Below are 25,773 nucleotides of genomic sequence, written 5' to 3'. Positions count from 1 at the left end.
CCTCCTATCGTCCGCTGTCATGGCTGCACAGGTTTTGCAGAGCGAACATGACCCGGTCCAACAAGAAGCCGATGATGCCGATTGTCAGAACTGCCACGATGATTTTCGCAAGGGACTGACTGGATCCATTCTGGAACTCGTCCCAAACGAACTTCCCGAGCCCCGGATTCTGCGCCAGCATTTCTGCTGCGATGAGCACCATCCAACCCACACCCAATGACAAGCGCAGGCCTGTAAAGATCAACGGCAGGGAGGAGGGCAGCACCAATTTGGTGACCGTCTTCAGCGTGGACAGCTGAAGCACGCGGCCCACATTCATCAGGTCTTTGTCAACGGACGCCACACCGAGCGCGGTGTTGATGAGCGTTGGCCAGAGTGAACACAACGTCACAGTCACCGCAGAAACCAAAAGGGACTTGGGCATAAAGCTCCATGGGTTTGCATAGGTGGCAGAGACAATCATGGTCACGATGGGAAGCCAGGCCAGCGGGGAGACCGGTTTGAAGATCTGAATAAGCGGCGACAATGCTCCGTTAAACGTGCGCGATAGTCCCGAGGTGATGCCGAGCGGCACGGCCACGAGCGTTGCAATGATAAACCCAAGGCTCACGGTGAAGAGCGAGGTAACGATCTGGTCCAGATAGGTGGGCTTGCCCGTGTAGGTGCGGTGTTTGATCTTGTCGGGCTTACCAGCAGCTTCAAGCTTGGCGTTGCGTTGGTCCTGACGTTCATAAAAAGCCGCTGCTTTCTCCCGCTCGCGCACATGATCGGCCCACAGATTACCCGCTTGCTCCCATACCTGAACAGGTCCGGGAATAGCGCCAAGCGAGGTTTGGATGCGAGGCGCTGTGACGCCCCAAACGAACAAGAAGAACAGCACCCCGATAAGCGGGATGACCAGCACACGATTGAGTGCCGAAAGCTGCTCTTTGGGGGGGGCACCCGCAGCAAGGCGGAGCACTGGAACGAACCAAGCCAGACCCAACACCTCCGTCAGGTTTGCTGCTTTGCGTAAGGATGAACGGAGGCGCTCGTTGCTAGTTTTGGCAGCAGTGGGCGCACTCTCCGAGATATTGGTCATGACGAAGTAATCCCGATTTCTTTGAAAAGGGGAGCGGGCCTCAGCACGCCCACTCCATGTTTGCAGGCAGTGCCGTTCATGAACTGATGTCCGAAGACTTCAAGCCAATGGTCAGGCTGTCGATGTAAGCGTTCGGCTTCTTGCCGTCGTAGGGAACACCGTCAATGATGTCCTCAACCGGCGTTGGTGGGCGGTAGCCATCTGTTTCCCAAGGGAAGTCTTGTTCGGACACATACCCTTCTTCGATCAGCATTCTTGCTGCCTTCAGGTATATGTCTGGGCGGTAAACGCTCTTTGCGGTCTCATCAAACCAAGCATCGCTTTTAGGCTCGGCAATCTGCCCCCAACGACGCATTTGCGTCAGATACCAAACAGCATCTGAGTAGTAGGGGTAGGTTGCGAAATAGCGGTAGAATACGTTGAAGTCCGGCACCGCACGCTTGTCGCCTCTCTCGTACTCAAAGGTGCCAGTCATGGAGTTGGCGATCACCTCATAATCCGCCCCCACATACTCAGAGCGTGACAGGATCTCCACCGCTTCAGGACGGTTCGCGTTGTCGTTCTCGTCCAGCCACTTTGCAGCGCGAATGAGCGCCTTAGTGAGGGCGAGGGTGGTGTTTGGGTATTGCTGGGTGAACTCTTTGGTCAGTCCAAACACTTTCTCCGGATTGTTCTTCCAGATTTCGTAGTCGGTCACCACCGGCACCCCAATGCCTTTGAGCACGGCCTGCTGGTTCCAAGGCTCGCCGACGGAGTAGCCATAGATAGTGCCTGCTTCCAGAGTGGAGGGCATTTGTGGAGGCGGCGTCACAGACAACAGAGCATCTGCCTGCAGCTGACCGGAAATGTCCGTTGGTGAATAGAAGCCAGGGTGAATATCCCCCGCTGCCAACCAATAGCGCAGCTCGTAGTTATGGGTGGAGACGGGAAAGACCATGCCCATGTTGAAGGGTTTGCCTTCATCCTTGAACTGCTCGACAACCGGCTTAAGCGCATCTGCTTTGATCGGGTGCACCGGCTTGCCATCCTCGTCCATTGGAATATGCGGCTTCATCATCTTCCAGATCTCATTGGAAACGGTGACACCATTGCCGTTCAGGTCCATTGAAAACGGCGTGACGATGTGTGCCTGAGTGCCGTAGCCAATAGTTGCTGCAAGTGGCTGGCCTGCCAGCATATGAGCGCCGTCCAGCTCGCCCGTTATCACACGGTCCAGAAGGACCTTCCAATTCGCCTGAGGTTCAAGGGTGACGAACAGGCCTTCCTCTTCAAAATACCCAAGCTCATAAGCTACGGCGAGAGGTGCCATATCGGTCAGTTTGATGAAGCCGAGCTTCAACTCGTCTTTCTCAACATCTAGCATCTCTGCCTGTGCTGGAGACATGAGACTGGAGCTCGCAAGCATCACGACGCCGGCTACCAGCTTCACAATGTTGGTGTTGTCAAAGGACATATAAACAATCTCCTCAAATTCGGGTGGTGCGCGGGAAAGCGCGCAAACAAAAAACCGCCAACAGAGGCTGCCTGCGGCTCATCGGGAGGGGAGAGCTGCAAGCAAGTCTGATTGGCGGCTTTGCCTGGGGTGCCCGTCATTGGACACAGAAATTCATCACGCCCCTATCTTTGCAGGATGCGTGCCAACTTGAGGGGATACGTAAAAGCTTCAATAATACAATGTGTTATGTATGTTTAAAATTTCAGATCGATTCATGTCGCGGTAAAATTCTGCTTGTTTTTGAGAATGTGTATGCACAAAAAATGAGCGTTATTGCTTGTTGGTTAAATTTTGATCAAGTGCATTCAGGCTGTGCTTACACTGCACGTAAGGGCGACTCCTATCAGCCAGGAAAGCCTCAGTCTTGAAACTGGACGCTGGGCGGGAGAAGGGTCTAATCCTGCAATGTAGATGTCAGGCTGGTATAAAGGGTCGGGTAAACCAACTGGGATGTGATTCAATGAACTGGCCAAAGAGTACGCATCCATCAAGGCTCAATGATAAGCAGTTTTACAAAGTGCACATTCCATTGAGTGGACGTTAGACACTCGCGGGAGGAAAATGTTGAATGAACTAATTCTTTTAAGACACGCAGAAAGTGAACACCATCTGGAGGGAGTTGTTGGAGGTTGGACCGATTCCGCACTAACACCTCACGGTATTCGCCAAGCAAAGCAAACTGCCTCATTTCTACCGCGGTACGTTGAGTTTCGCCCGATCCCGATCTTTTCAAGTGATCTGAAGCGGGCAATACAAACAACTGAATGGGTTGCGGAAGAGACTGGAAATGAATTTGTCCAGACACCGCAACTACGTGAACTGAACAACGGGGTGGCAAAGGGCCTTACAAAAGAGGAGGCTCAGAAAGTCTGGAACCCTCCAACTCAACCAATTCTCGACTGGATCCCGTATAATAAGGGAGAGAGTTGGAGAATGCTATATTCCCGAATAGAGCGTTTCATGGAGGATCTGACGAGAATTGAGGCTGAGAAAATCCTGATTGTTAGTCACGCTAACTCAATAATCTGCATGATCAATTGGTGGCTTGGTCTGTCAGACGATACTCACTTGCAAAATATCATGTACGATATCAGGCCATGCAGTATTACACATTTGAAACGCGATGAAGATGGGTCCGCAAGAGTAGTGAAATTGAATGATGTGAGCCACCTTGCCTGAATGGAGTGTTTTACGAACGCACCTTCTCCAGATTCAAGAGGCTGGAGGTTGTGATAATGCTCTTTGCTACCTCAGCAATTGTCTGGTTTTGGTTCATGGCTGTTTGCCGTAGCAAGGCGTAGGCCTTGGCTTCCGGAATACTCTGTGTCTCGATCAGGATTCCCTTAGCACGGTCAATGATCTTTCTGTCGGTCAACTCGTTTCGCGCGTCTTCCAACTCCCGTTCAAGCTTTGTGGTCGCGTTGAAGCGATGGATGGCTAGATCCAGCAGGGGCTTTACGCGATCTTGGCGCAGGCCATTCACCACGTAGGCGGAAACACCTGCATCAATGGCGGCCTCGATGTCACTTTGATCTGACTGATCTACAAACATGGCAATCGGCCGCTTAGCGGATCTAGTGAGCTGAAAAACGCTCTCAAGTGTGTCACGTTGTGGATTGCCAAGGTCGATCACAATCACATCCGGTCGCGCGCGCTCAATGACCCGGCCGATGCCATTAAGGTCACTCGCGACAGTCACGCGGTTTAAACCCGCCGCATGCAAGCCAGCTTCTATAACTGCGGTGCTTGCTTCGTTTGCGTCAACCAGCAAAATTTCTAGATCATCTGTAACCATGAGAACAAGGCTCTCATGAACTGCAGGGGCTCTCAATCAACCGCTTGACCGATTTCCTAGCAGATAAGCAAAATCTCCTGCCCATATTCCGAGCATCTGCATACGGATTGTCTCAAACCCGGCAATTGGTCACAATTATATGACGAGGCTGGATTCTGTTGCAAACTGCAACTCAGGCGCTGGTTGCCTAGAACGTTATTTCCCAATGCTGCAGCAAAAACCATGTGGGCCGAGATGAACTCTAAAGTGTCAGCAATCATGATGTGTAGCAGTCCAAAGGCCCGGTCAGCAAGATGTACTTCACTCTTCTCGTCGACATGCTATCTGAAGTAATTGTTCTATCTCTTGCAAAGCAGTCATAAGAACGTATTGTTGAACTCCTAAGATGAGCAACCGCAAGTAGAGCTGCTGAGGAAAGCTGGTTGTTTTGATAGGGGGGAATTATGAGGAAGTCACTGATTGGAGCGCTACTGGCGTCGGCAACAGTGTTGTCACCGTTGGCTGCGTACGCTGAAACTGAAGTGCAATTCTGGCATGCATTCACCGGACGCCTTGGTGAACTGGTGAAGGCTCAGGTTGAGGAATTCAACAATAGCCAAAGCGACTACGTTGTCGTTGAAAGCCACAAGGGCAACTATTCTGAAACTTTGAATGCTGGCATAGCGGGGTTCCGCGCGCGCGAACAACCGCACATCTTGATGGTGTTTGAAGTTGGCACGGCCACGATGATGTCTGCTAAAGGGGCGACTAAGCCAGTCTATGAAGTCATGGCTGAAAGTGGAGCCACCTTTGATCCCAATGCCTATATTGGATCGGTAAAAGGCTATTACACGTCGACGGATGGCGAAATGCTCTCGCTGCCATTTAACTCGTCCACGCCCGTTCTTTGGGTAAACCGCGATGCCTTCGAGGCAGCTGGCGTAGACCCGGACACAGACCTTTCTACCTGGCAAAAAGTGGGTGAAACCCTGACGGCCTTGAAGGCAGGTGGCGAGGAGTGCCCGCTCGTTACTGCATGGCAAAGCTGGATTCATCTTGAAAACTTCTCGGCCTATCACGACGTACCTTTTGCATCGAAACATAACGGATTTGCCGGACTTGATACCGAGCTAATGTTGAATGGTGAGGCACAAGTTAAGCATCTGAGTGCGATGGGCGAGTGGGCCAGAGATGGCAAGTTCATCTACACGGGGCGCCGCAACGAGGGCGGGGCAAACTTTCGCTCGGGTGAATGCGCTCTCTTCACTGAAAGCTCTGCGGGATATGCAGGAATCAAGGCTGAAGCGGAGTTCGATTTTGATGTGCGCCCGCTGCCCTACTGGGACGGCGTTGGCAACGCACCGCAAAACACCATCATCGGTGGAGCCTCGCTCTGGGTGCTCGAAGGCCATGATGCAGAGGAATACAAAGGCGTAGGTGAGTTCCTCGCTTATTTGTCCTCCTCGGACGTGCAGGCCAAGTGGCATCAGGACACTGGCTATCTTCCGATCACTGCGGAAGCGGGTGAGGCGACTCGTGCCGCAGGTTTTTATGATGAAAACCCCGGTACTGATATTGCGGTGATCCAGATGACCGCCAAAGAGCCTACGGCCAATTCCAAAGGTCTGCGTCTTGGGTCTTTTGACCAGATCCGCGGGATCATTGACGAAGAGCTGGAGGCGATTTGGGCGGGTGACAAGTCCGCGCAAGAGGCCATGGACAGCGCTAAAGAGCGAGGCGACACGTTGCTGCGACGCTTTGAAACTGCAAATAACTAAAAGACTGATCGGGTGGGCCTTTTCTTGGCCTGCCCGTTTTCTGACGGGGGACAGATATGGAAAAGCGCGTCACCTTTAGGGGCTGGATGCTGCCCTTATTGTTGATTTTGCCACAGGTTGTTATCTCGGCAGTCTTCTTTTTCTATCCGGCAGGTCAGGCAATCTGGCAGTCATTGTTCATTCAGGACCCCTTTGGCCTATCAGCCAGATTCGTGGGAATAGATAACTTCACGTTCCTGCTGAGTGATCCTTTCTACCGCGCGTCCTTTGTCACCACGGCGGTTTTCTCAGTCCTTGTTACCTTGTGTTCGATGGTCCCGGCGCTCTTTCTGGCCGTCCTTGCTGACCGTCTGATTAAAGGATCCGGCGTTTATCGTACTCTGCTGATCTGGCCCTACGCAGTGGCCCCGGCAGTCGCAGGGGTTCTTTGGCTCTTCATGTTCAACACGCGTGTTGGCATCATCTCATGGTATTTGGGCACTCTGGGGTATGACTGGAACTATGTTCTGAATGGAGGCGAAGCGATGGGGCTCGTTGTCGTGGCCTCCTCATGGGGGCGGATCAGCTATAACTTCCTGTTCTTCTTTGCTGCTTTGCAGGCAGTGCCACGCTCGGTCATTGAGGCAGCGGCGATTGATGGAGCACGCTTCTGGCGGCGGTTCTTCACCATCGTGCTACCGCTTTTATCACCCACGACGTTTTTTCTGCTGGTCGTCAACGTTGTCTACGCCTTCTTCGAGACCTTCGGTGTGATCCATACGATCACCGCTGGCGGGCCGCAGCAATCCACCACCATACTGGTCTACAAAGTCTACGCTGATGGGTTCGTCGGTCAGGACCTCGGTTCGTCATCGGCGCAATCGGTGATTTTGCTGCTTGTCGTCGGGCTGCTCACTGTGATCCAGTTCAAGTTCATCGAAAAACGGGTGCATTACTGATGGAACGCGCAATACAGGGCATGGTGGAAAAACGCGGTGCGGGCCTGTGGCTGACGCATGTATTTATGATCATTGGCGTGCTGGTGATCTTCTTCCCAATCTGGCTGGCCTTTGTTGCCTCGACGGTGGCGCAGCAAGACATTATCCAGCCGCCAATGCCGGTCTGGCCCGGGGATCAGTTTTGGGTCAATTACAAGAACGCCCTCTTTTCGGGGGTAAACGTGCCCGTCGCGACGATGTTGTTCAATTCACTCGTCATGGCCGTTGGCATCGCAGTGGGCAAGATCATAATCTCGCTTCTGTCGGCGTTTGCGATTGTCTATTTTCGCTTTCTCGGGCGCAATTTCTTCTTTTGGATGATCTTCCTGACGCTGATGCTGCCTGTCGAGGTTCGGATTGTACCAACGTTTGAGGTGGTTGCCGGGTTCGGGATGCTCAACAGCTACTCAGGTCTGATCTTTCCGCTGATTGCATCGGCCACTGCGACCTTCCTGTTCCGCCAGTTCTTCCTCACCATCCCCGATGAGCTGGCCGAAGCCGCCCGTGTAGATGGTGCGCGTCCCATGCGGTTCTTCTGGGATATTGTTGTACCCATGAGCCGGACAAACATAGCGGCCCTTTTTGTCATCCTCTTCATCTATGGCTGGAATCAGTATCTCTGGCCGCTTCTAATCACCACAGACCCAGAGATGAACACAATAGTCATGGGCATTAAACAGATGTTCCCCAGCGGTGATGACTTTGCCCATTGGCCTACAATCATGGCAACGTCTATCCTTGCGATGATCCCGCCAGTGATCGTCGTTGTTGGTATGCAGCGCCTCTTCATCCGTGGCCTTGTAGATAGCGAGAAATAGAAATGGCAACAGTCACACTTCAGGGCGTAAAGAAGAGCTTTGGGTCCACAGAGGTTATTCACGGCATCGACGTAGAAATTGCAGATGGCGAATTCATTGTCATCGTCGGCCCTTCTGGCTGCGGAAAATCCACCTTACTGCGTATGGTGGCGGGCTTGGAAACAGTGAGTGCAGGCGATGTGTTGATCGGTGGCATACGCGCCAACGACAAAGAGCCGATGGACCGCGATATCGCGATGGTGTTTCAAAACTATGCGCTTTACCCGCATATGTCAGTGCGTCAGAACATGGGCTACGGGCTGAAGATCGCCAAACTGCCAAAGGCGGAGATAAACGCAAAGGTGGAAGAGGCTGCGCGCCTGTTGCAGCTCGAACCCCTCCTTGACCGCAAGCCAAGGCAGTTGTCAGGTGGTCAACGACAGCGTGTCGCGATGGGCCGTGCCATCGTGCGCGAGCCCGCTGTTTTCCTGTTCGACGAACCGCTCAGCAATCTTGATGCCAAACTGCGTGTCCAAATGCGGTTAGAGATCAGGGAGTTGCAGGCCAAGCTGGGGATCACTTCGCTTTATGTCACGCACGATCAGGTAGAGGCGATGACCATGGCAGATCGAATGATCGTCATGAACGGCGGTGTGGCAGAACAGATCGGTTCGCCCCTTGAGGTCTACGAAACACCTCGCACGCTCTTTGCGGCGCAATTCATTGGCAGCCCCGCCATGAACATTATCGATGCCCAGATCGAAAACGGCAAAGTAATGATAGACGGCACCGCGATTGAAAATTCTGCGCACGCGAATGGCCCCGTTAAGTTCGGTGTTCGACCAGAGCACATGACACCTGATGAAAACGGCCCCCTGAGAGTGAATGTACTGATGACGGAACCCTTAGGCGCGAACACGCTGCTTCACGGCAAATTGCAAGGACACCCAGATACCTTCACCGTCAGCCTGCCGGGCGTGCATTCCCTACTTGAAACCAACAAAACAATGAGCTTTTCGGTGCAACCCGGCCAGTCTCACGTCTTCGATGCAAACACCGGCCTGCGCATACCGGCTGAAATGCCCGAGGATGCCGATTCAGAGTTTATTCTCTAAGGATAGCTGAACCATGCGGGTTCGTGCCGGGAAGTGGCATGACGTGAGACGATTGCTTCAGTAGGGCCGTCGCCTGATATCAAATATTTAAACATAAGCGTTGCGCAGATTTATCAAACATTCCTGCGATACTATTTGTTATTGTTAGCTTATAAACAAATCGGGTGAACTGAAGAAAGAGGTGTTTACTCGTAAGCTTGTGTTCATTCCAGTTGCGTTGGTTTTCAATGTCGTGTTCTAAGCCTTGTTCATCCGCAATGGTGAAACGCTTGTTTGCGGGTGTTTTGCTGGTCGCTTGATATAGCCAATAGGCCTCCGCCTTTAGGGCTTCACCAATCGGTTTATCAATGGGTTGGTAGACTATTTGCTTGCACGCATTTATTGTATCTGTGGGAAACTGGGCAATACGTTTGGCGAGGCTATCGACATATTCACTTATCTCGTCCGCTTCCAGTGTTTTGTAGATGGTGCCTAAGAATTCCGCTTCATCTGCATCAAATTCACGTGCGCAAAGGATAATCTCAAACGCACGACCCAGTCCGGTTTGTCTAGCCATGCGTGATGCACCACCGCCACAAGGTAGAATGCCCATGCCGACTTCTATTTGCATGAACTTGCCACGGGCGTCAAACTGCATATCTAGAGCAAAGGCGAGTTCATGACCGCTACAACGCGCAAAGCCTTCGAGCTTGGCGATGGTCGCCTGAGGTACCTTGCTGATACGTTCGCAGACAGATTGAAGATCGAGGAACTCCGCATCATCGCGAGAAACCGCTTCCTTCGACATATCTTTCTGCAACTCGGTGTCATATTGACAGACCCAGATGTCTGGATTTGCGGACTGGAAGATGACAACTTTGACTTCCCAATCGTGCTCCAGCCGCATGGCAAGGCTGTTCAGATGGCCAACATCTCGTGGTATCGTCTGCAATGAGCTACGTATTTGAACATCTTGCTTCCCAGCTTAGCCGAGTATTCTCTCAATCGCTTCGACCAGTTTCTTATTCTCATTGGCGTCCAGTGCGTCGGAATGAGGTGTAGCGAACCGCCCCTGATCGTTGTCATAGTGGCGACCTGATGCATGTGCGAACTCATCACTCAGAGCGGTGCGGATAAGGATGTTGAGCCCCCACACATAAATTACTGCCATCAACACCATAGGCGTCCATTACCATCTTGCTTGCCAGAACCGACGCCGGGTTTACTGCAATGATGGATGGCATGCCGCTTCCAAGCGTCGCGGCAAGCTGCATTGACCACATTGTTAGTGCTAGTTTGCTTTGGGCATAGGCTTCATTATCAGTTAATCGAACCCCACCAATGAAGATATTGAGGTTAACAGGCGTTTGCGCAGCAGGTGCCAGATTAACTATCCGGCCATCAGCTGGGATCGATGGAAAGAGTATTTATGTCAAAAAGTAAGGGGCAACCATATTGACTATAATGCGCAAACCGAAACCGTCATCGTTAACGGATTTGGGAGTTTGATGACACCGGCATTGTTGATGAGTCCATTGAGTCCTTGATGTCTTTGGTAATCGCAGTGGCCAACTTTGTCATATTTTCCAGATCGGATAGGTCAGCGCTGTAAGTCATTGTGTTTTCGCTGATTTCTTCTTCTGCGACCAGGAGATTCTGCTTGTTGCAGCCATGCAGTAGAATCGTCTGACCTTCTCCAGCCAATTCTTTGCCACCAAAAGGTCAATATCGTCAGTTGAGCCTGTGATAAGATTTGTCTTGGTCATAATAAAGGTTCCTGGAGTGGGGTTTTAGTCAGCGGAACAGTTACCCGCCATTTTGGCGCTGTTTGAATATCCGTTGGATTATGGCTTAATTTCTAGGCGAGATGGTTCACAACTAGATCTTGAAGTTTTGTCAGATAGCATCGCAGTTGTGCGAGGCTAGGCTGAAAGCCAAAATGGACTTGGCGTTAGTGATCCGTTACCTGATTAAAAAACACTTACAGTGATTTTCTGTCAGGACTATTTGTGGCGCCTGTCTCAATCATCCGATGGTGATTTCGAATGTTAAAGGTTCCTCCAGGAGCAGTTTCTGCTTTCGATCGCAGTGAGGTGACTAGACAGCTGATTGTTGATGATGATCTTAACCAAAAGCGTGCAACACTGCCGGGAGTATTCGTACAGACCTTCCGTAGTCCCGCTTAATGGGGTGTTGCCGAGCTACGAAGGTGCCGGCGACAACGCTCATTCGCTCAGATTCCCAAAAACGAACATTCTCTCACCAAAGGTGCGGATTTTGTAAATTTTCTGATTGAATGATTTCGCAAATATGTGACCGGGAGATGTGATGGTTTAGTCGGGCTGCTGTAGTGGAGTAATCGGATACTCTGGAAACCACTACAGCTGACGCTTACTATGATGCATTTTTGCTCTCCCACATATATTTGGCAGGATGGCCTAATGCTGAGCATTTTTTTGATGAGCTTGCAGAGGAATAGACCAGCCTTTTCAGGCTGCTGCTGGCTTGGAGGGGCGGGTGGCTATGTAGGTGGCTATGGCGCACATGATGAGGGCTACGGTGAGCGCGAGCGGTAGGGCTGGTTGTGACATTTTCAGGAACATCAAATAGCCGAAGGCCAAGCCTGTGAAGGCGAAGAGTTTTGCTTTTTTCGGGATGATCTTATGTTCTTGCCACTGGATTACGTTTGGGCCAATCTTGGGATGTGTTAGTATCCAGTTTTCCAGACGCGGGTTGGACTTTGCAAAGCAGCCCGCTGCAAGGATAAAGAAAATGGTCGTCGGCAGTAGTGGTAAAAAGATGCCAACGATCCCTGTGGCCACAAGGGCTAAACCAAGCGTTAGGTAGAGTAGCTTCTTCACAGGGTGCTCCATGTCCGGCAAGCATAATATGCCTTATACGCCGCGTTGGTAAGTGCTGACAATAGTAAGAGTTTGGCTACTGGCACGTTAATCGGCGGCCATGGATAACATATCCACCTGCTTACATGAGAAGCGTGAGTTCTTTTTCAAGGGGAACTTGCAATACCTACAAAATACACTAGTTCGTAAAGATGTACGGATATACCTACACCTTGCCGCAGACTGAATGCGGTTGGTTCCCGAGATAAGAAAGATTGGCCGATGGGATCTGACGGGGATAGAAAACCAAAGCGCGTTGGTTTTATGACGCGGTTGCGGAACTATTTTTTTACTGGCCTTGTGATTACGGGGCCGGTGGGTATCACCCTTTATCTGAGTTGGTCGCTTATTCAACTGATTGATGGATGGGTGAAGCCCTTCCTGCCGTCTATCTATAATCCTGACACTTACCTGCCGGTGGAAGTGCCAGGCTTTGGTTTGTTTGCTGCGTTGGTGGCGATTACAATTATCGGCTTCCTGACGGCGAACATTGCGGGCCGGTCGCTCGTTAGTGTGGGCGAGTCCATTCTTGGCCGCATGCCGTTGGTGCGTAACCTTTATGCAGCGCTCAAGCAGATTTTTGAGACTGTTTTGAATGACAGCGGGCGCAATTTTACCAAGGCCGGTTTGATTGAATATCCGCGAGAGGGTTTGTGGGCGCTTGTGTTTCTTGCGACAGACACAAAGGGTGAGGTCGCCGCGCATCTTGCAAATGAGGCGGATACGGTTTCTGTCTTTTTGCCTACCACGCCAAACCCGACCTCCGGCTTTTTGCTGTTTGTGCCGCGTGAGGACATCATAGAGCTTTCCATGAGTGTTGAGGACGCGGCCAAGCTGGTTATTTCAGCAGGCCTTGTCAGCCCTGAGTACCCAGCGCTTCTGGAAGGCGAGGACAAGCAGGCTGTTGAGGAGCATCAGCGGAAGAAGGCAGGTAATAAAGAAGGTAGTCACCAAACCGTGGCAGCTGACTAGATCAGCCAGCCCTTAGCAGTTTGATGGCTTCATCTCTGCCAAAGAGATACAAGAGGTGGCGCAAGGCGTCGCCTCTTTCTGATTTAAGGTCAGGGTCTGTCGCCAAAATGAGCTTGGCGTCGTCGCGCGCGATTTCCATCAAATCAGCATGATCCTCGATGGATGCTAGTCTGAAGCCCGGTGAGCCGGATTGACGGGTGCCCAGAAGTTCCCCCTCACCGCGCAGGCGCAAATCCTCTTCTGCAATGAGAAATCCGTCGTTGGTCTGGCGGAGGATATTCAGGCGCGCGGCCGCGGTTTCAGTGAGTGGTGCTTTAAAGAGCAGCAGGCAGGAGGAAGCGAGGCTTCCACGGCCAACGCGTCCCCGAAGCTGGTGTAGCTGGGCAAGACCGAAACGTTCTGCATGTTCGATGACGATGATTGTAGCATCGGGAACATCAACACCCACCTCAATGACAGTGGTTGCCACAAGAACGCGGGTATCACCATTCTTGAAGGCCTCCATGGCTGCCTGCTTTTCCTCCGGCTTCTGACGGCCATGCACGAGAGAAACGACGGGGCCAAGCGCGTTTCGAAGGTCGTTGAAACGCTCTTCAGCGGCAGCAAGGTCGATCTTTTCAGATTCCTCTACCAGCGGACACACCCAGTAGATCTTCTGGCCTTGGGCGATCATGGCCTTGAGACGGTCAACAACTTCTCCAATGCGGTCCAGGGATATGGAGACTGTTTTGATCTCCTGACGCCCCTTGGGTTTATCGGTTAGACGGGAGACGTCCATGTCGCCGAAGTAAGAAAGCACCAGCGTGCGCGGGATCGGGGTTGCTGTCATCACAAGCACATCCACGTTGGCGCCCTTGGAGGACAGCGCAAGACGTTGGTGGACGCCGAAGCGGTGCTGTTCATCCACGATGGTGATGCCGAGGTCTTTGAAGTTGACGGTGGACTGGAACAAAGCGTGCGTGCCGACGATCAGGTCGATGTCACCTGCTTCCAGCGCTTCGCCAATCTCGCGCTTGGTTTTGGCTGTGTCTTTGCCGGAAAGGACGGCCATGCGAATGCCCGCAGCCTCACACAGTGGTTTCATGGAGGCGCAGTGCTGGCGGGCGAGAATGTCGGTTGGCGCCATCATGGCGGCTTGTCCGCCCGTCTCAATGACTGCTGCCATCGCCATGAGCCCAACGACGGTCTTACCGGAGCCTACATCGCCTTGTAGAAGGCGCAGCATGCGGGAGGGCTCTTCGAGGTCTGCGAAAATCTCTTTTAGTGCTTCTTCCTGACCGCCTGTGAGTTCAAACGGTAGGGCTGCTAGGATCTTGCGGCGCAGGGAGCCATCGCCTTTACGGGATTTACCTCCCAAATGGCGCAGTGAGTTGCGTACCAGTGCCAGCGCGAGCTGGTTAGCCAGAAACTCGTCATAGGCTAGTCGCGCGCGGGCTTTGCCCTCTGGAGCCAGATCTCTGGCATCCTCTGGTTTGTGAATGGAGCGCAGCGCCACATCAAATGGCGGGAAGCCGCGTTGCTCGATAAAGGGCCGGTCCTGCCATTCTGGCATTTGCGGCAGGAACTCAAGCGCTGTTCCCATGGCCCGTTGAAGGGTTTTGGAGGCAAGGCCTGCTGTCATGGGGTAGACGGGCTCTACAAGCGGCAGTGCCTCGGCTTCTTCCTCTGAGACCATATGGTCGGGGTGGACCATCTGCGCGCGATCGTTGAACCATTCAACTTTGCCTGAGACGATGCGTTTTTCGCCGACTGGCAGCACGCGCTGAAGGTAGTCGCCACGGGCGTGGAAGAACACCAGCTCGATTGAGCCGGTCTCGTCATGTGCCAGAACCTTATAGGGCGCGCGGCTACCACGTGGGGGCGCACGGTGTTGATCGATATGGAGGTTGAGGGTTACGATTTCCCCTTCAGGAGAGCCAGCAACACCTGGGCGTAAGCGTCGATCGATGACGTTGACGGGAACGTGGAAGAGAAGATCGGCAATGCGGGCTTCGCGGTCCGGGCTGCCGACGAGCAGGCTCGTTATGGTCTTGGCAATCTTGGGTCCGATACCGGGAAGTTTGGTAACGGAGGCGAAAAGAGGATCAAGGCGAGTAGGGCGCATACCATATAGACCATAACGGGAACAGGTAGACTGATCTGTGCCATGTTCCTGTGATTTGTGCAACGCCCTTAAGAAAACACTGACAGATGAAAATAAGGGTTGTATACAGGCGAAACGATTTGGCCCTATCTAACTGCAGATAGTGACAGGCATAAGCGACCGTCTAGGGGAATGACGATGGATCATAGTGCGCAGAGCGAGGATCAAAACGAGAACATGGAGCTAGATAACCGGAGAAAGCGCATAGTTTTCCGCTGTCACCATCGCGGTATGAAAGAAATGGACATTATGCTCGGTGGATACGTTGAAAAGCATATTGCCCAGATGTCTGATGGTGAGTTGGATGAGCTGGAGGTGTTTTTGCAGCACCACGATCAGGACCTGTTTTCATGGTTTATTGGAACGAAACCGGTCCCTGATGAAGCCAACACAGAGCTCTTCCGTAAGATCCTGAACTACTACAAGGATAAGAGCGGAAGCTAATGTTTTAAGGCATCTGGTTGGGCGCAATCAGATGCCTTTGTTTTGTCTGCTGATGATTTTAAGAAATAAGGTTGCCCAGTCCGTGTTTGAAAGTTTGCTGAAGAAAAGTGAAAACATAACGCTGGCCTCTGTTCCAGATGGAGCGGAAGCTTACGTGCTTTCAAAGATACTTGCAGAAGTCCAGGAGGGCGGCCTTGCGCTGACTTATGTTGCCCGTGATGCAACGCGCATGGCGGCGCTGACCGAGGCTCTGGGGTTCTTTGCGCCTGATGTGGAAGTGCTTCAGCTTCCGGCATGGGATTGTTTGCCGTATGACCGTGTTTCGCCGCATGGAGCGATTGTTGCGCGCAGATTGCTGACTTTACTGCGACTGGCGAAGGGGCTGCCAAAGAAAAAGAAGTTCGTGTTGATCACTACGGTCAATGCGGCTTTGCAGCGGATGCCGGTTCGGGACTGGGCAGCCAACCATATTCTCTCGTTTAAGCCGGGCAATCGCATTAATCCGGACAAGATCATTAAGTGGTTGGAAGTGAACGGGTTTGCCCGAACGCCAACCGTGCGCGAAACCGGCGAATATGCGGTGCGCGGCGGGATCATTGATTTGTTTTCTCCGGCAACCAAAGAGCCGGTTCGTCTGGATTTCTTCGGGGATACGCTTGAGTCCATTCGCTCGTTTGATACGGATAGGCAAATGACGCTCGCTCAGAAGAAGGGGCTAACACTTGTCCCCATGAGCGAGATCATTCTTGAACCTGAGACAATCTCTCGCTTCCGCCGGAATTACGTGACCACCTTTGGGGCCGCTGGGCCGGATGATGTTCTTTATCAGTCCATCAGTGAAGGGCGCCGTTATGCGGGGATGGAGCACTGGCTACCGCTGTTCCACGATAATCTTGCTACCCTGTTTGATTACATTGGTGAAACGCCGGTTTTACTGGATGCCAATACAGAGGACATGATCAAGGAACGGCTGGAGCAGGTTGAGGAACACTACGGGGCGCGCCAGGACGGCTTAAACAACAAGGCGCTTTCATCAGGGGTGCCATATAAGCCAGTTCCGCCGGTCGCCTTGTATCTTCAGGAGCCGGAGTTCGGGAGCTTCATTGCTGACAGGGCCTCTGCGCAGTTATCCCCGTTTGCCATGCCTCCGGGTACAGGTAAGACCGCTATCGATATGGGTGGTCGCCAGGGGCGTAACTTTGCAGCTGAGCGTGCTGCTGGTGACGTAAACATCTTTGACGCTCTGTCTACCCACGTGGAGGCACTTTCCAAAGATGGGAAGAGGGCGGTGCTTTCCTGCTGGAGTGAGGGTTCCCGCGAGCGTTTGGCGCAGGTGCTTGCTGATCATGGACTGGACCGAACGGGGTATGCGGGTAACTCTGCTGAGTTGAAAAAAGTGCCCGCTGGGCTGACGACCTTGATCCTGCTTGGGCTTGAGCACGGCTTTGAGATTGATGATCTGGCCTTCATCGGTGAACAAGATATCCTCGGTGATCGTCTGGTGCGTCAGCGTCGGCGTAAGTCCAAGGGCGCGAACATTCTTACAGAAGCCTCGGCGCTTTCTCCGGGTGATCTGGTTGTTCATGTTGAACATGGTATTGGGCGCTTTATTGGGCTTAAGACCATTGAGGCGGTTGGGGCGCCCCATGATTGTCTTGAGCTGCAATATGCGGGTTCGGACAAGCTTTACCTTCCGGTAGAGAACATTGAGCTGCTGACACGCTATGGCTCGGAAGATCAGGAAGTTCAATTAGATAAGCTTGGCGGCGGGGCGTGGCAGGCCCGTAAAGCTAAGATGAAAAAGCGTATTCTTGAGATTGCCGATGGCTTGATCAAGATTGCTGCTGAACGTGCTTTACGAACCGCTCCGGCGATTACAGCGCCTGAAGGGGCTTATGACGAATTCTCTGCCCGGTTTGTTTATGACGAGACCGATGACCAGATGAGCGCCATCGAGTCTGTGTTTGACGATATGGCATCCGGTCGTCCGATGGATCGGCTCATTTGCGGTGATGTGGGCTTTGGTAAGACGGAAGTAGCTCTAAGAGCAGCGTATTTGGCGGCGATGTCAGGGAGGCAGGTGGCGGTTGTTGTGCCCACGACTTTGTTGGCGCGTCAGCACTACAGGACGTTTGCGGATCGCTTTAATGGATTGCCTATTGAAGTGCGTCAGGCGTCGCGGCTTGTCCCCGGTAAGGAGCTTTCAGAAACCAAGAAGGGCCTGAAAGAGGGGGCCGTTGATGTGGTGATCGGTACGCATGCGTTGCTTGGTAAAGCTATTGGTTTCAGGGACTTGGGTCTTCTCATTATCGATGAGGAACAGCATTTTGGGGTAAAGCATAAAGAACGGTTGAAAGAGCTGAAAAGTGATGTTCACGTTTTGACCCTTTCTGCGACACCGATTCCGCGCACTTTGCAATTGGCGCTAACAGGGGTTCGGGAGCTTTCCCTTATTGCGACGCCGCCGGTAGATCGGTTGGCTGTGCGTTCGTTCATATCCCCGTTTGATCCGATGGTTATCCGCGAAAGCCTTTTACGTGAGCATTATCGTGGGGGGCAGAGCTTTTATGTGTGTCCGCGTGTTTCTGATCTAGCGGAGGTGAGGGCCTTTCTGGAAGAGAATGTGCCTGAAGTTAAAGTGGTTTCTGCTCACGGGCAAATGCCTGCCGGTGAGCTGGATGACATCATGAATGCCTTTTATGAGGGGAAGTTTGATGTGCTTTTGGCGACCACTATTGTGGAATCTGGACTGGACATACCAAACGCCAACACTTTGATTGTGCACCGCTCGGACATGTTTGGTCTTGCGCAGCTTTATCAGATCCGTGGCCGTGTGGGTCGATCTAAGACTCGGGCCTACGCTTTGTTTACAGTGCCTGCCAACAAGACCCTTACGCCTACCGCCGAGCGTCGCCTTAAGGTATTGCAAAGCCTAGAGAATTTGGGTGCAGGTTTCCAGCTTGCCTCGCATGATCTGGACATTCGCGGGGCGGGTAACTTGCTTGGTGAAGAGCAGTCCGGGCATATTAAAGAGGTGGGTTTTGAGCTCTACCAGCAGATGCTGGAGGAGGCGGTGGCTCAGCTGAAGTCAGGCGGTGAGGACTTCCAGGAAGATCAGTGGTCGCCGCAGATTGCGATTGGAACGCCGGTACTTATCCCCGATACGTATGTGCCGGACCTGCAGTTGCGGCTTGAGCTTTATCGACGTCTGGCAGACCTGATGGAACTTTCAGATATTGACGGGTTTGGGGCGGAGATGATTGACCGCTTCGGGCCACTTCCTGAGGAAGTTCAACACCTTCTGAAGATCGTTTATATCAAGGGGCTGTGCCGCAAAGCGAATGTTGAAAAGATTGACGCTGGGCCGAAGGGCATAGTGATTGCCTTCCGCAATGGCGAATTCAGCAATCCGGCGGGGCTGGTCTCTTACATTGCCGAGCAAACTATCCTCGCCAAGATCAGGCCTGATCAGAAGGTGGTGCTGACCCGTGACTGGCCAACAGCGGATGATCGCTTGAAAGGAACAGCTGCGGTGCTGTCCAAGCTGACCAAACTGGCTGCAAACGCCTAAGTCTTTGTCATCGTACGCTTATTGCTGGGGATCCAATTGGGCCCCCGGTTTTGCGTTGTTATGTGCGTTGATTTGCGTTTTTTACGCCTCTGTTGCGTTGCTTTGCAGGTAAAGCGCCTTAGATATGCGGGAGACGGTCATCTGAGAATGTGTGGGGCGGGCGTGCTGAGTGAAAGGTGCGTAAGCGGCTAACCGGACACCTGAGCACGGTACTGTGCCGGAGTGGTCCCGACTTCTGCTTTGAAGGCGCGGGTCAAGTGGCTTTGACATGAGAAGCCGCAGGCGCTTGCAATGTGGGCGATGGTTTGTGATCCCTTTAGCTGATCTTTTGCGCACTCGATGCGCTTGTTTATTACCCACTTATGGGGGGATACGCCGCGCGACAGGGTGAACATGCGCTGGAAATGAAATTCTGACAGTCCTGCTGTGTTGGCAAGATCGGCTAGAAGAATTGACCCGCTTATGTTTGCAGAGATCCACTCATCTGTTCTGCGTAGTTGCTGAGGAGAAAGCCCGCCTTTCAGGATGAGTTTTTCTTCCGGCAAATGAGCAACGAGCGTTGAGAGGGCAACTTCTGCGGCGAGGCGGTCGCCTTGTTGTGCTGCGACGGCCATTTGAAACATGGGGGCGGCGATTTCGGGTTGATCGGCAAATGTGCTTTCCCGAACTTCCAGTAGACGCGCGTCGCGGTCATGAATATGCGCGTAGCTTGCGCGCAGCGTGGCGTCGGGCACGTGAAAATGGACAAATTGGAAACTTGAGGTGATTTCCCAGTCGGAGCTTTGGTTTGCTGGCATGACGCAGACTGCTCCGGGGTGGCCTATTGCTCCACCAATATCAAGACGGCGGGTTCCAGTGCCGCCCTTAAGATAAAAGCTGAACGTGTGCCCGTCTGGATGATCGTAGAAAATCCGGTCTCCACGGTTTTCCCAGAGAATTACCGTTTGCCCGGCACCTAGGTCCAGCCGCGCGGTGGCATGTGCTCCGGAGGAGGCTTCAAGGACATCTGTGACAGTCTGTTTCATGCAGACAGAATATATCGGATTGAAGGGCAGAAAAAGGTCGGACGCGATTAAACCGCAAGATTATGCAAGAAGGAACAGGAGGCCGGGCGTATCTCAAGGTCAAGGAGATACGACATTATGAATACCGCATTCCTATTTATTGCCACCGTTCTCCTCTGGGGTACGAGCTGGCTGGCGATCGCCTGGCAAATTGGGGAGGTGCCTATCCTAACCTCCATTTTCTATCGGTTTGCGATGGCTGCCGTCCTGATGCTTGCTGGATTGGTGGTGCTCAGGCGCTTAAGTCTGCCGAGCACATGGCGCTATGTGGTGTTGCAAGCGCTCTGCCTGTTTAGTTTGAATTTTGTGGCGTTTTATAATGCAACTGCGCTCATTCCTTCAGGACTGGTTTCGGTGATCTTCTCTCTTGCCTCCATCTTCAATGCTGTGAATGCCCGCTTTTTCTATGGCGAGACGATCACAAAGCGCGTTGTTGTTGCCGGGTTCTTCGGTGTGAGTGGCCTCATTTTCATTTTCTGGCAAAGTCTGGCGCTTTCCTTTGACGCCAGCACGCTTTGGGGTGTGGGGTGGGCTATGCTTGGCACCTACTTCTTTTCTTTGGGCACCATGGTTTCGCGGAAGAATACGAGTCTGGGTATCAGTACCGTTACGGCCAATGGCTGGGGCATGGGCATTGGCGCGCTCATCATACTGGTGCTTATTGCGGTTACCGGTAATGAGGTGGTTCTGCCAACGACAGTTTCTTATGTGGCTGCCCTTATTTATCTTGCAGCGTTTTCAAGTGTCATTGGCTTTACCACCTACCTGCTGCTTGTGGCCCGCATCGGATCGGCAAAAGCCGGGTATGCGACGGTGCTCTTTCCCGTTGTTGCCTTGCTTCTTTCAACAGTTGTCGAAGGGTATGGATGGACGCTCCCTGCCGTCACCGGTGTCTCTCTCATCCTGTTCGGGAACCTGATCATGTTCTCCAGAATAGGTGAGGGCAATGCTTCCAGCTTTTTGAAAGGTGTGGGGGGGCGATTGGGCGTCAAATAGCATCTGGAGAGCCAGCAGAGCTCCGGTCTGGGCTCTGCTGGTCGTCGTCGTTAGATGTTGCTGGTTTTGGATGGGCGGGAGATCATTTCTGGTCACTGATCAGTTACGGTAACGGGTCGGAAATACCACCCACGGCAACCTGCTGCTTGGAGCGCCTCTTTCATTACATCCGTACACAACACATGACCTGTACGGCTTTCCCGCCAGATAGGGTTATCGGTCAGGGAGGAGCTGCGAACAGCCCGCTTAGCTCCCTCTACCAGCTCAAATGAAGAGCCATCTTTTCTCGTCATTTTGCTGATTTCCATCGCGTCGGAATCCCACGAATCCTGCGAAACGAGAAGATTAGTTACATAGAACGGACCACCTGGAACCTGGCGATCCTGGTATTCCGCCCAAACCTTATCAGTCTCGATAAATTGGGCTGCGTTAGGTGCAACATGTTCAAAAGCTTTTTTCATTGCAGCATTGATTGCTGGCATGGAACGCTGATGTTGTGAGAAGACACCAATGGCATCAAAATCTACAAGGTCTTTTACAGTTATAACCAACCAGCTCTCCCTGAAACGGTTAATATCATCAGGGGCGACCTTCCCAGTCGCGTCAAAAACAAGATTAAAACCAGGATTCCAGGCGTCTAACTTGTGAGCTGACTCTTTGGTATGGTCTGGTGACCAAAGACCCTTTACCCTATGCTCAGATTCATAATCACGATCAATTTCAAAAACTTGCATAGAAAGAAATGCTTCCTTTTCTGAAACTATAATCTGAAGAGAAGAATATAGAGTCAAAACATCCTAAGATGCCCTTGCAGTGCCCCGAACATAGCTCCTTACTCGCCCAGATATTTGAAACCAATTTTAATGGGAGAAGGTCGCTTGGTTTTACTAAAAGCAGACTCTAAGGCGCGGATCGCTGATAGCTTTAATCTGTTTAATGTCAGCGACCGTTGCGGCTTGAAATCTGTCTTTTAGTTTCTCAGGCAATAAATTAAACGAATCGTTAGGGCTTCTGCTAAACTCTTTTTCAACAAACCTTCTGATTGCCATTCTTTGGCCGTTATCACTCACAATTGGCGCTAATCCTGAAATAATTTTAAGCCCAGTGCTGCTATAGCCTTGATTAGGTGTCGTACTTGGCATCTCTCTGTCTACATCAAGAAGTTCGAAGTGCATGGCCAGACGGTCGAAAATAGTGTTGTTCGTCTCTAGGCCTGAGTAATTAAATACCTCCAAAACGTCTCCAGAAGGAATGCTCGCAAGGATACCTTGCACAACTTTGAGCCAGCTAATATTGTGTATATCCAACCTTGAAAGATACTCTTCTACAGAAATGGGCCTCCAGACTTTAAATCTTTGAATATAGGTTGACGCGATAAAATCTGCTATGCTTCTGATGGTTAAAATCCATAATCTTTGTTCTGCAGAAATAAGCTCTGACAGGGACGATACATGTGCATTAGCACGGGGGTATAGCGTTTTAGTTGCTGCTAAATCGGGTGATCCCAATAACTCCTCATCGGAGAGGATAATGCCGCTCGAGCAGGTTGATTTGCTACCAATCACGTCGTGAAAGAACGGGAGGAAAGTTTTGCTATCGAAAGCGTTGAGCCGAACAGCCGTACGAAATCTAATCGTAAACTGAGCCGAGAACGTTGATCTGGTTGGGTAGGTGATGCCCTTACTTGTTAATAGTTCTCGGTTCTTCTCTAAAGCTAACTGTAAATGAGTCGTACCTGTCTTGTGAGCACCTAGATGAATTACAGCTTTATTATACAAGAATGCCCCCTAGAAACCTATTTATCCGGTAGTAGATTATGGATGTGATTGTAATTTAGTGATATTTACTAATGTGTCTCTCATTTCAAACGAAATTGGTGTGAGTTCTTATCCGTGATTTGCTAAGAATCTGGAGTATGAGTGAGTACTATTGAATATTATAATTTCAATATTTGCATGTGAAACTCGCGAAATTATACGTTATTGATAGTGAGGATAGGTAGCTTACCTAAGTTCAGTGTTTTGTTTTCTATTCTGAGGGATCGGCCTAAGCGCGCGCTAGTCTTTTCTGTGTCACTTGCTGTGCCAGTACTCCGACGTCAGCGGTAAACCTTCTTTATAATTTCCTTAAGCCCCTTATCCAGTGGACTCACCTTGGTACTCGTACCAATCAAAACACCACAACCAAATTCGCACTCGTCTGTACCTATAGACCTGGTTCTCGTAAATGGCATAGAAAAACAAATCTGATTTGCGTGGAAGCTCTTGGTTTAACGCGTTATGAAATAGTTTTGGCATGTGACTGAATTTTAACGAGTGGATCACCCGAGTTTCTTTTGATGACTACGATCTGTTGTTGGCTGCAAGCATGGACCCTAAAAGTATTCTGGCATTGGCTTGTCTATAGTGCATTGCGGATGCCGGCGTGGGCAGGGAGCGATCCGGTTTTCGGAGAGGCGGCACCGGATATTTTCCTGAAATGAAGCTGTCCCGATAGCTCTCAGCAATCCAATAGCGGCTGGAGTTTGGCGTAGCTATTTCGTTGGCAGAACAAGCTGCAGCCTTCATAGCTTCGATAGGCAACACGTGCGCGGTACGGTTTTTGTGCCAGCCAGACTGGCTTCATTTTAATAGGAGTCAGTGTCAATGCGTGAGTGATAGGGGGCCGGGGACATTTGGCTCTCAATGTTTGTGAGTAGATCATTGGTTTTCTGCATCTGTTCAGAAAGCTGTCGTACGGAGCCTGTAGGGTCTGGCTCTGTGTCCAAATGCTCAGTTCCGGCTAGGTCTGCTATGCCGCTGTTGATCTGATAGATTGCATTCCCCGGTCCATAGGTGATCGCATTGCCAACAACGCTATGAATTCCCCTCAGTTCTTTGAGGATTAGGAGTAGTAAGAGGGCAACCAGACCGACCAGAACTTCTAACATGATTTGCTCCTTAGTTGGATCTAAGTTTGACCGATGCATACTAAGATACAGCCTGGGATGCGGGGTAACGCTGTGAGGCCCTTCATATTTGCAAGTGAGCAGGTATTGATGACCTCACAAAATTAACGCATCACAAAAGGAAATCGATTTCACCTGTATAAGATAATAAAATTTCATCTAAATGGGCAAATTATTTCTTGTCCGAGCTTTCCAGCTAATCTCAATAGTTGACGGAAATCTTGAGGGATGCCAGCAGAGTAAGCGGCATTTAGCAAATATTATGATTGCACAACAAACAATCAGTGAAGGCTGCTGACATGATAAGTGCTTGCTTCCCTTGTATTTTATAGTGGTGAGTTATTCTTAAGAATGTATATTAGCTAGGCTAATGTATTAGGCATCCGTATTAGACGGTTCATCTATACAAGGCTGCGCTCTTAAGGCGGCTAAGTGGAATTGATGAGTAATTTTATGGCTTTGGGGTGATGCTTATACACTTTCTTTTCTTCAGCATAACGCCACAAAATGCGTTGGACTTAGACACTTGAAACGCGCGGTTAAGGGTGGTTTTCTCCCTTATTGGACTAAATGTTGTCGAGTATTCTCTCGCGGGAAAATGCTGCTCCCGGTTCCAGGTGAAAAGACCCCACGGGTTGAGCCCCTACTATTTCGTTAGAGGACTCCTCCGGCATAAGTGCATTGCCGGAGGATCGATGTTGGTGAGCTGAACATCCTGTTTTGCCAGATTGCATTTAGAGTTCCCGTCACCATTGGGGTATGAGTTTGGACCTTAAAAATACTCCGGCAATGCCTTGGCTAGGGCGTTGTGGATGCGGTCGTGGACGGAGATGGATTGGTCGGGTTTCTCAAAAGTCTGGCCCGTCACTTTTTCAAAGAGGGAGATGTATTTATTGCTGAATTCCAGCAGTGTCTCCTCAGGAATTTCTGGAATTGGGTCCTTGTAAGGGTCACATTGGCCGGCCACCCACAAGCGTAAGAATTCCTTATCGAGGCTTTCGGGCTCTTTTCCTGCATCGAGACGCTCCTGATAGCTCCCGGCAATCCAATAGCGGCTGGAATCTGGTGTGTGGATTTCGTCGGCTATTACAACTGTTCCGTTTTCATCCAGACCGAACTCATATTTTGTGTCGACCAGGATGAGGCCCTTTTGAGCGGCTAGCTCTTGTCCACGGGTAAAGAGTGCCAGACTTTTTTCCACGATCTCATGCCAGTGCTCTGGTTTTACGAGCTGGCTTTGAAGGATTTCCTCTTCTGTGATCGGGGCGTCGTGCCCTCCATCCACGGGCTTTGTGGTCGGGGTTATGAGGAGTTTGGGAAGTTTCTGATTTTTCTTCAGGCCATCTGGGAGTTTGTGGCCGTAAACTTCACGCTGACCTTGCTCATACATTGGCCAGATACTGGTGTTTGTGGAGCCTGTCAGATAGCCTCTGACCACGACCTCTACTGGAAGCATGTTGAGGTCTTTAACCAGCACAACGTTCGGGTCCGGGTAGCTGATGACGTGGTTAGGGCAGATGTCCTGCGTCTGGTCAAACCAGTAGCGCGCTACCTGAGTGAGTACCTGACCTTTGTACGGAACGGCGGCCAGAATCTGGTCGAATGCAGATTGGCGATCGGTGGAGATCAATAGACGTTTGCCGCCTGGCAATTGGTAGGTATCGCGAACCTTGTTACTGCGAAACCCTGGCAGCTCAGGATATTTTGCGTCGGTTAGAACCATGCTCAAGTCTTTGGCTT

General features: G+C 51.4%; 23 protein-coding genes. 10 read left to right on the top strand and 13 right to left on the bottom strand.

The window, feature by feature from the left end; all coding sequences use genetic code 11:
* Nucleotides 1–4: 4 nt before the first annotated feature.
* Nucleotides 5–1,081: an ABC transporter permease gene (locus tag IE076_RS12935; RefSeq protein WP_189437207.1), complete on the bottom strand. Its 1,077-nt coding sequence runs from the start codon at nucleotides 1,079–1,081 to the stop codon at nucleotides 5–7.
* A gap of 76 nt (nucleotides 1,082–1,157) precedes the next feature.
* Nucleotides 1,158–2,486 carry a CmpA/NrtA family ABC transporter substrate-binding protein gene (locus IE076_RS12930; RefSeq protein WP_371871508.1) on the bottom strand — a complete coding sequence of 443 codons (1,329 nt, stop codon included), beginning with the start codon at nucleotides 2,484–2,486 and terminating at the stop codon, nucleotides 1,158–1,160.
* A gap of 651 nt (nucleotides 2,487–3,137) precedes the next feature.
* Between IE076_RS12930 and IE076_RS12925 the strand changes: the two genes are divergently transcribed.
* A complete protein-coding gene (locus IE076_RS12925) occupies nucleotides 3,138–3,755 on the top strand; it encodes a histidine phosphatase family protein (RefSeq protein WP_189437205.1) in 618 nt (205 codons plus the stop codon).
* A gap of 10 nt (nucleotides 3,756–3,765) precedes the next feature.
* Here the strand turns inward: IE076_RS12925 and IE076_RS12920 are convergent, their stop codons facing one another.
* On the bottom strand, nucleotides 3,766–4,371 hold the full coding sequence (locus IE076_RS12920) for an ANTAR domain-containing response regulator (RefSeq protein WP_189437204.1): 606 nt from the start codon (nucleotides 4,369–4,371) through the stop codon (nucleotides 3,766–3,768).
* Between the two features lie 443 nt (nucleotides 4,372–4,814).
* Here IE076_RS12920 and ugpB point away from each other — a divergent pair, with 443 nt between their 5' ends.
* The 4 genes from ugpB to IE076_RS12900 are packed head-to-tail and all read left to right on the top strand — an operon-like array spanning nucleotide 4,815 to nucleotide 9,017.
* Complete coding sequence (ugpB, locus tag IE076_RS12915) at nucleotides 4,815–6,128, top strand: sn-glycerol-3-phosphate ABC transporter substrate-binding protein UgpB (protein ID WP_189437203.1); 1,314 nt, start codon at nucleotides 4,815–4,817, stop codon at nucleotides 6,126–6,128.
* A gap of 56 nt (nucleotides 6,129–6,184) precedes the next feature.
* A complete protein-coding gene (ugpA, locus tag IE076_RS12910; protein WP_189437202.1) occupies nucleotides 6,185–7,066 on the top strand; it encodes a sn-glycerol-3-phosphate ABC transporter permease UgpA in 882 nt (293 codons plus the stop codon).
* Between the two features lie 20 nt (nucleotides 7,067–7,086).
* Nucleotides 7,087–7,923 carry a sn-glycerol-3-phosphate ABC transporter permease UgpE gene (gene ugpE / locus IE076_RS12905; protein ID WP_189437444.1) on the top strand — a complete coding sequence of 279 codons (837 nt, stop codon included), beginning with the start codon at nucleotides 7,087–7,089 and terminating at the stop codon, nucleotides 7,921–7,923.
* 2 nt (nucleotides 7,924–7,925) lie between these two features.
* Complete coding sequence (locus IE076_RS12900) at nucleotides 7,926–9,017, top strand: sn-glycerol-3-phosphate import ATP-binding protein UgpC (protein WP_189437201.1); 1,092 nt, start codon at nucleotides 7,926–7,928, stop codon at nucleotides 9,015–9,017.
* A 79-nt stretch (nucleotides 9,018–9,096) separates the two neighbouring features.
* Here IE076_RS12900 and IE076_RS12895 read toward each other — a convergent pair whose 3' ends face one another.
* Entirely contained in the window at nucleotides 9,097–9,843 is a 747-nt protein-coding gene (locus IE076_RS12895; protein ID WP_244649679.1) for an enoyl-CoA hydratase/isomerase family protein, read from the bottom strand.
* Here IE076_RS12895 and IE076_RS23000 point away from each other — a divergent pair.
* Nucleotides 9,829–9,951 carry a hypothetical protein gene (locus IE076_RS23000; protein ID WP_280514301.1) on the top strand — a complete coding sequence of 41 codons (123 nt, stop codon included), beginning with the start codon at nucleotides 9,829–9,831 and terminating at the stop codon, nucleotides 9,949–9,951. The genes IE076_RS12895 and IE076_RS23000 overlap by 15 nt on opposite strands.
* Before the next feature lie 30 nt (nucleotides 9,952–9,981).
* Here the strand turns inward: IE076_RS23000 and IE076_RS22695 are convergent, their stop codons facing one another.
* The 3 genes from IE076_RS22695 to IE076_RS12885 form a co-directional block, all read right to left on the bottom strand.
* A complete protein-coding gene (locus IE076_RS22695) occupies nucleotides 9,982–10,167 on the bottom strand; it encodes a hypothetical protein (RefSeq protein WP_209009080.1) in 186 nt (61 codons plus the stop codon).
* Nucleotides 10,168–10,609: 442 nt separating this feature from the next.
* Nucleotides 10,610–10,762: a hypothetical protein gene (locus tag IE076_RS22690; protein WP_209009079.1), complete on the bottom strand. Its 153-nt coding sequence runs from the start codon at nucleotides 10,760–10,762 to the stop codon at nucleotides 10,610–10,612.
* Between the two features lie 723 nt (nucleotides 10,763–11,485).
* A complete protein-coding gene (locus tag IE076_RS12885; protein ID WP_308936434.1) occupies nucleotides 11,486–11,857 on the bottom strand; it encodes a YbaN family protein in 372 nt (123 codons plus the stop codon).
* A gap of 261 nt (nucleotides 11,858–12,118) precedes the next feature.
* On the opposite strand from IE076_RS12885, the gene IE076_RS12880 reads away from it, so the two are divergent.
* On the top strand, nucleotides 12,119–12,868 hold the full coding sequence (locus tag IE076_RS12880; protein ID WP_189437199.1) for a DUF502 domain-containing protein: 750 nt from the start codon (nucleotides 12,119–12,121) through the stop codon (nucleotides 12,866–12,868).
* Between the two features lies 1 nt (nucleotide 12,869).
* On the opposite strand, the gene recG is transcribed toward IE076_RS12880, so the two are convergent.
* Nucleotides 12,870–15,077, bottom strand: a complete 2,208-nt coding sequence (gene recG, locus IE076_RS12875) for an ATP-dependent DNA helicase RecG (protein WP_371871507.1) — start codon at nucleotides 15,075–15,077, stop codon at nucleotides 12,870–12,872.
* Between the two features lie 72 nt (nucleotides 15,078–15,149).
* Between recG and IE076_RS12870 the strand changes: the two genes are divergently transcribed.
* Nucleotides 15,150–15,455: an FAD assembly factor SdhE gene (locus IE076_RS12870; RefSeq protein WP_244649666.1), complete on the top strand. Its 306-nt coding sequence runs from the start codon at nucleotides 15,150–15,152 to the stop codon at nucleotides 15,453–15,455.
* Between the two features lie 82 nt (nucleotides 15,456–15,537).
* Nucleotides 15,538–19,026 carry a transcription-repair coupling factor gene (gene mfd / locus IE076_RS12865; protein WP_189437442.1) on the top strand — a complete coding sequence of 1,163 codons (3,489 nt, stop codon included), beginning with the start codon at nucleotides 15,538–15,540 and terminating at the stop codon, nucleotides 19,024–19,026.
* A gap of 188 nt (nucleotides 19,027–19,214) precedes the next feature.
* On the opposite strand, the gene IE076_RS12860 is transcribed toward mfd, so the two are convergent.
* Complete coding sequence (locus IE076_RS12860) at nucleotides 19,215–20,051, bottom strand: helix-turn-helix transcriptional regulator (RefSeq protein ID WP_189437196.1); 837 nt, start codon at nucleotides 20,049–20,051, stop codon at nucleotides 19,215–19,217.
* 117 nt (nucleotides 20,052–20,168) lie between these two features.
* On the opposite strand from IE076_RS12860, the gene IE076_RS12855 reads away from it, so the two are divergent.
* Nucleotides 20,169–21,086 (top strand): DMT family transporter, encoded by a 918-nt coding sequence (locus IE076_RS12855; RefSeq protein WP_189437195.1) that lies wholly within the window; start codon nucleotides 20,169–20,171, stop codon nucleotides 21,084–21,086.
* 92 nt (nucleotides 21,087–21,178) lie between these two features.
* Here IE076_RS12855 and IE076_RS12850 read toward each other — a convergent pair whose 3' ends face one another.
* From IE076_RS12850 to IE076_RS12835, 4 genes are all read right to left on the bottom strand, one after another.
* Entirely contained in the window at nucleotides 21,179–21,820 is a 642-nt protein-coding gene (locus IE076_RS12850; protein ID WP_189437194.1) for an imm11 family protein, read from the bottom strand.
* 153 nt (nucleotides 21,821–21,973) lie between these two features.
* Nucleotides 21,974–22,864 carry a hypothetical protein gene (locus tag IE076_RS12845; protein WP_189437193.1) on the bottom strand — a complete coding sequence of 297 codons (891 nt, stop codon included), beginning with the start codon at nucleotides 22,862–22,864 and terminating at the stop codon, nucleotides 21,974–21,976.
* Nucleotides 22,865–23,712: 848 nt separating this feature from the next.
* Complete coding sequence (locus tag IE076_RS12840; RefSeq protein WP_189437192.1) at nucleotides 23,713–24,015, bottom strand: hypothetical protein; 303 nt, start codon at nucleotides 24,013–24,015, stop codon at nucleotides 23,713–23,715.
* Between the two features lie 790 nt (nucleotides 24,016–24,805).
* A complete protein-coding gene (locus IE076_RS12835; protein ID WP_209009118.1) occupies nucleotides 24,806–25,756 on the bottom strand; it encodes a phosphoribosylaminoimidazolesuccinocarboxamide synthase in 951 nt (316 codons plus the stop codon).
* Nucleotides 25,757–25,773 lie beyond the last annotated feature (17 nt).

It is taken from the genome of Pseudovibrio japonicus, from assembly GCF_014651595.1.
Lineage (GTDB): Bacteria > Pseudomonadota > Alphaproteobacteria > Rhizobiales > Stappiaceae > Pseudovibrio > Pseudovibrio japonicus.
Note: the sequence above shows the minus strand (reverse complement) of the source record. Positions and strands in the feature narration are given on the sequence as shown.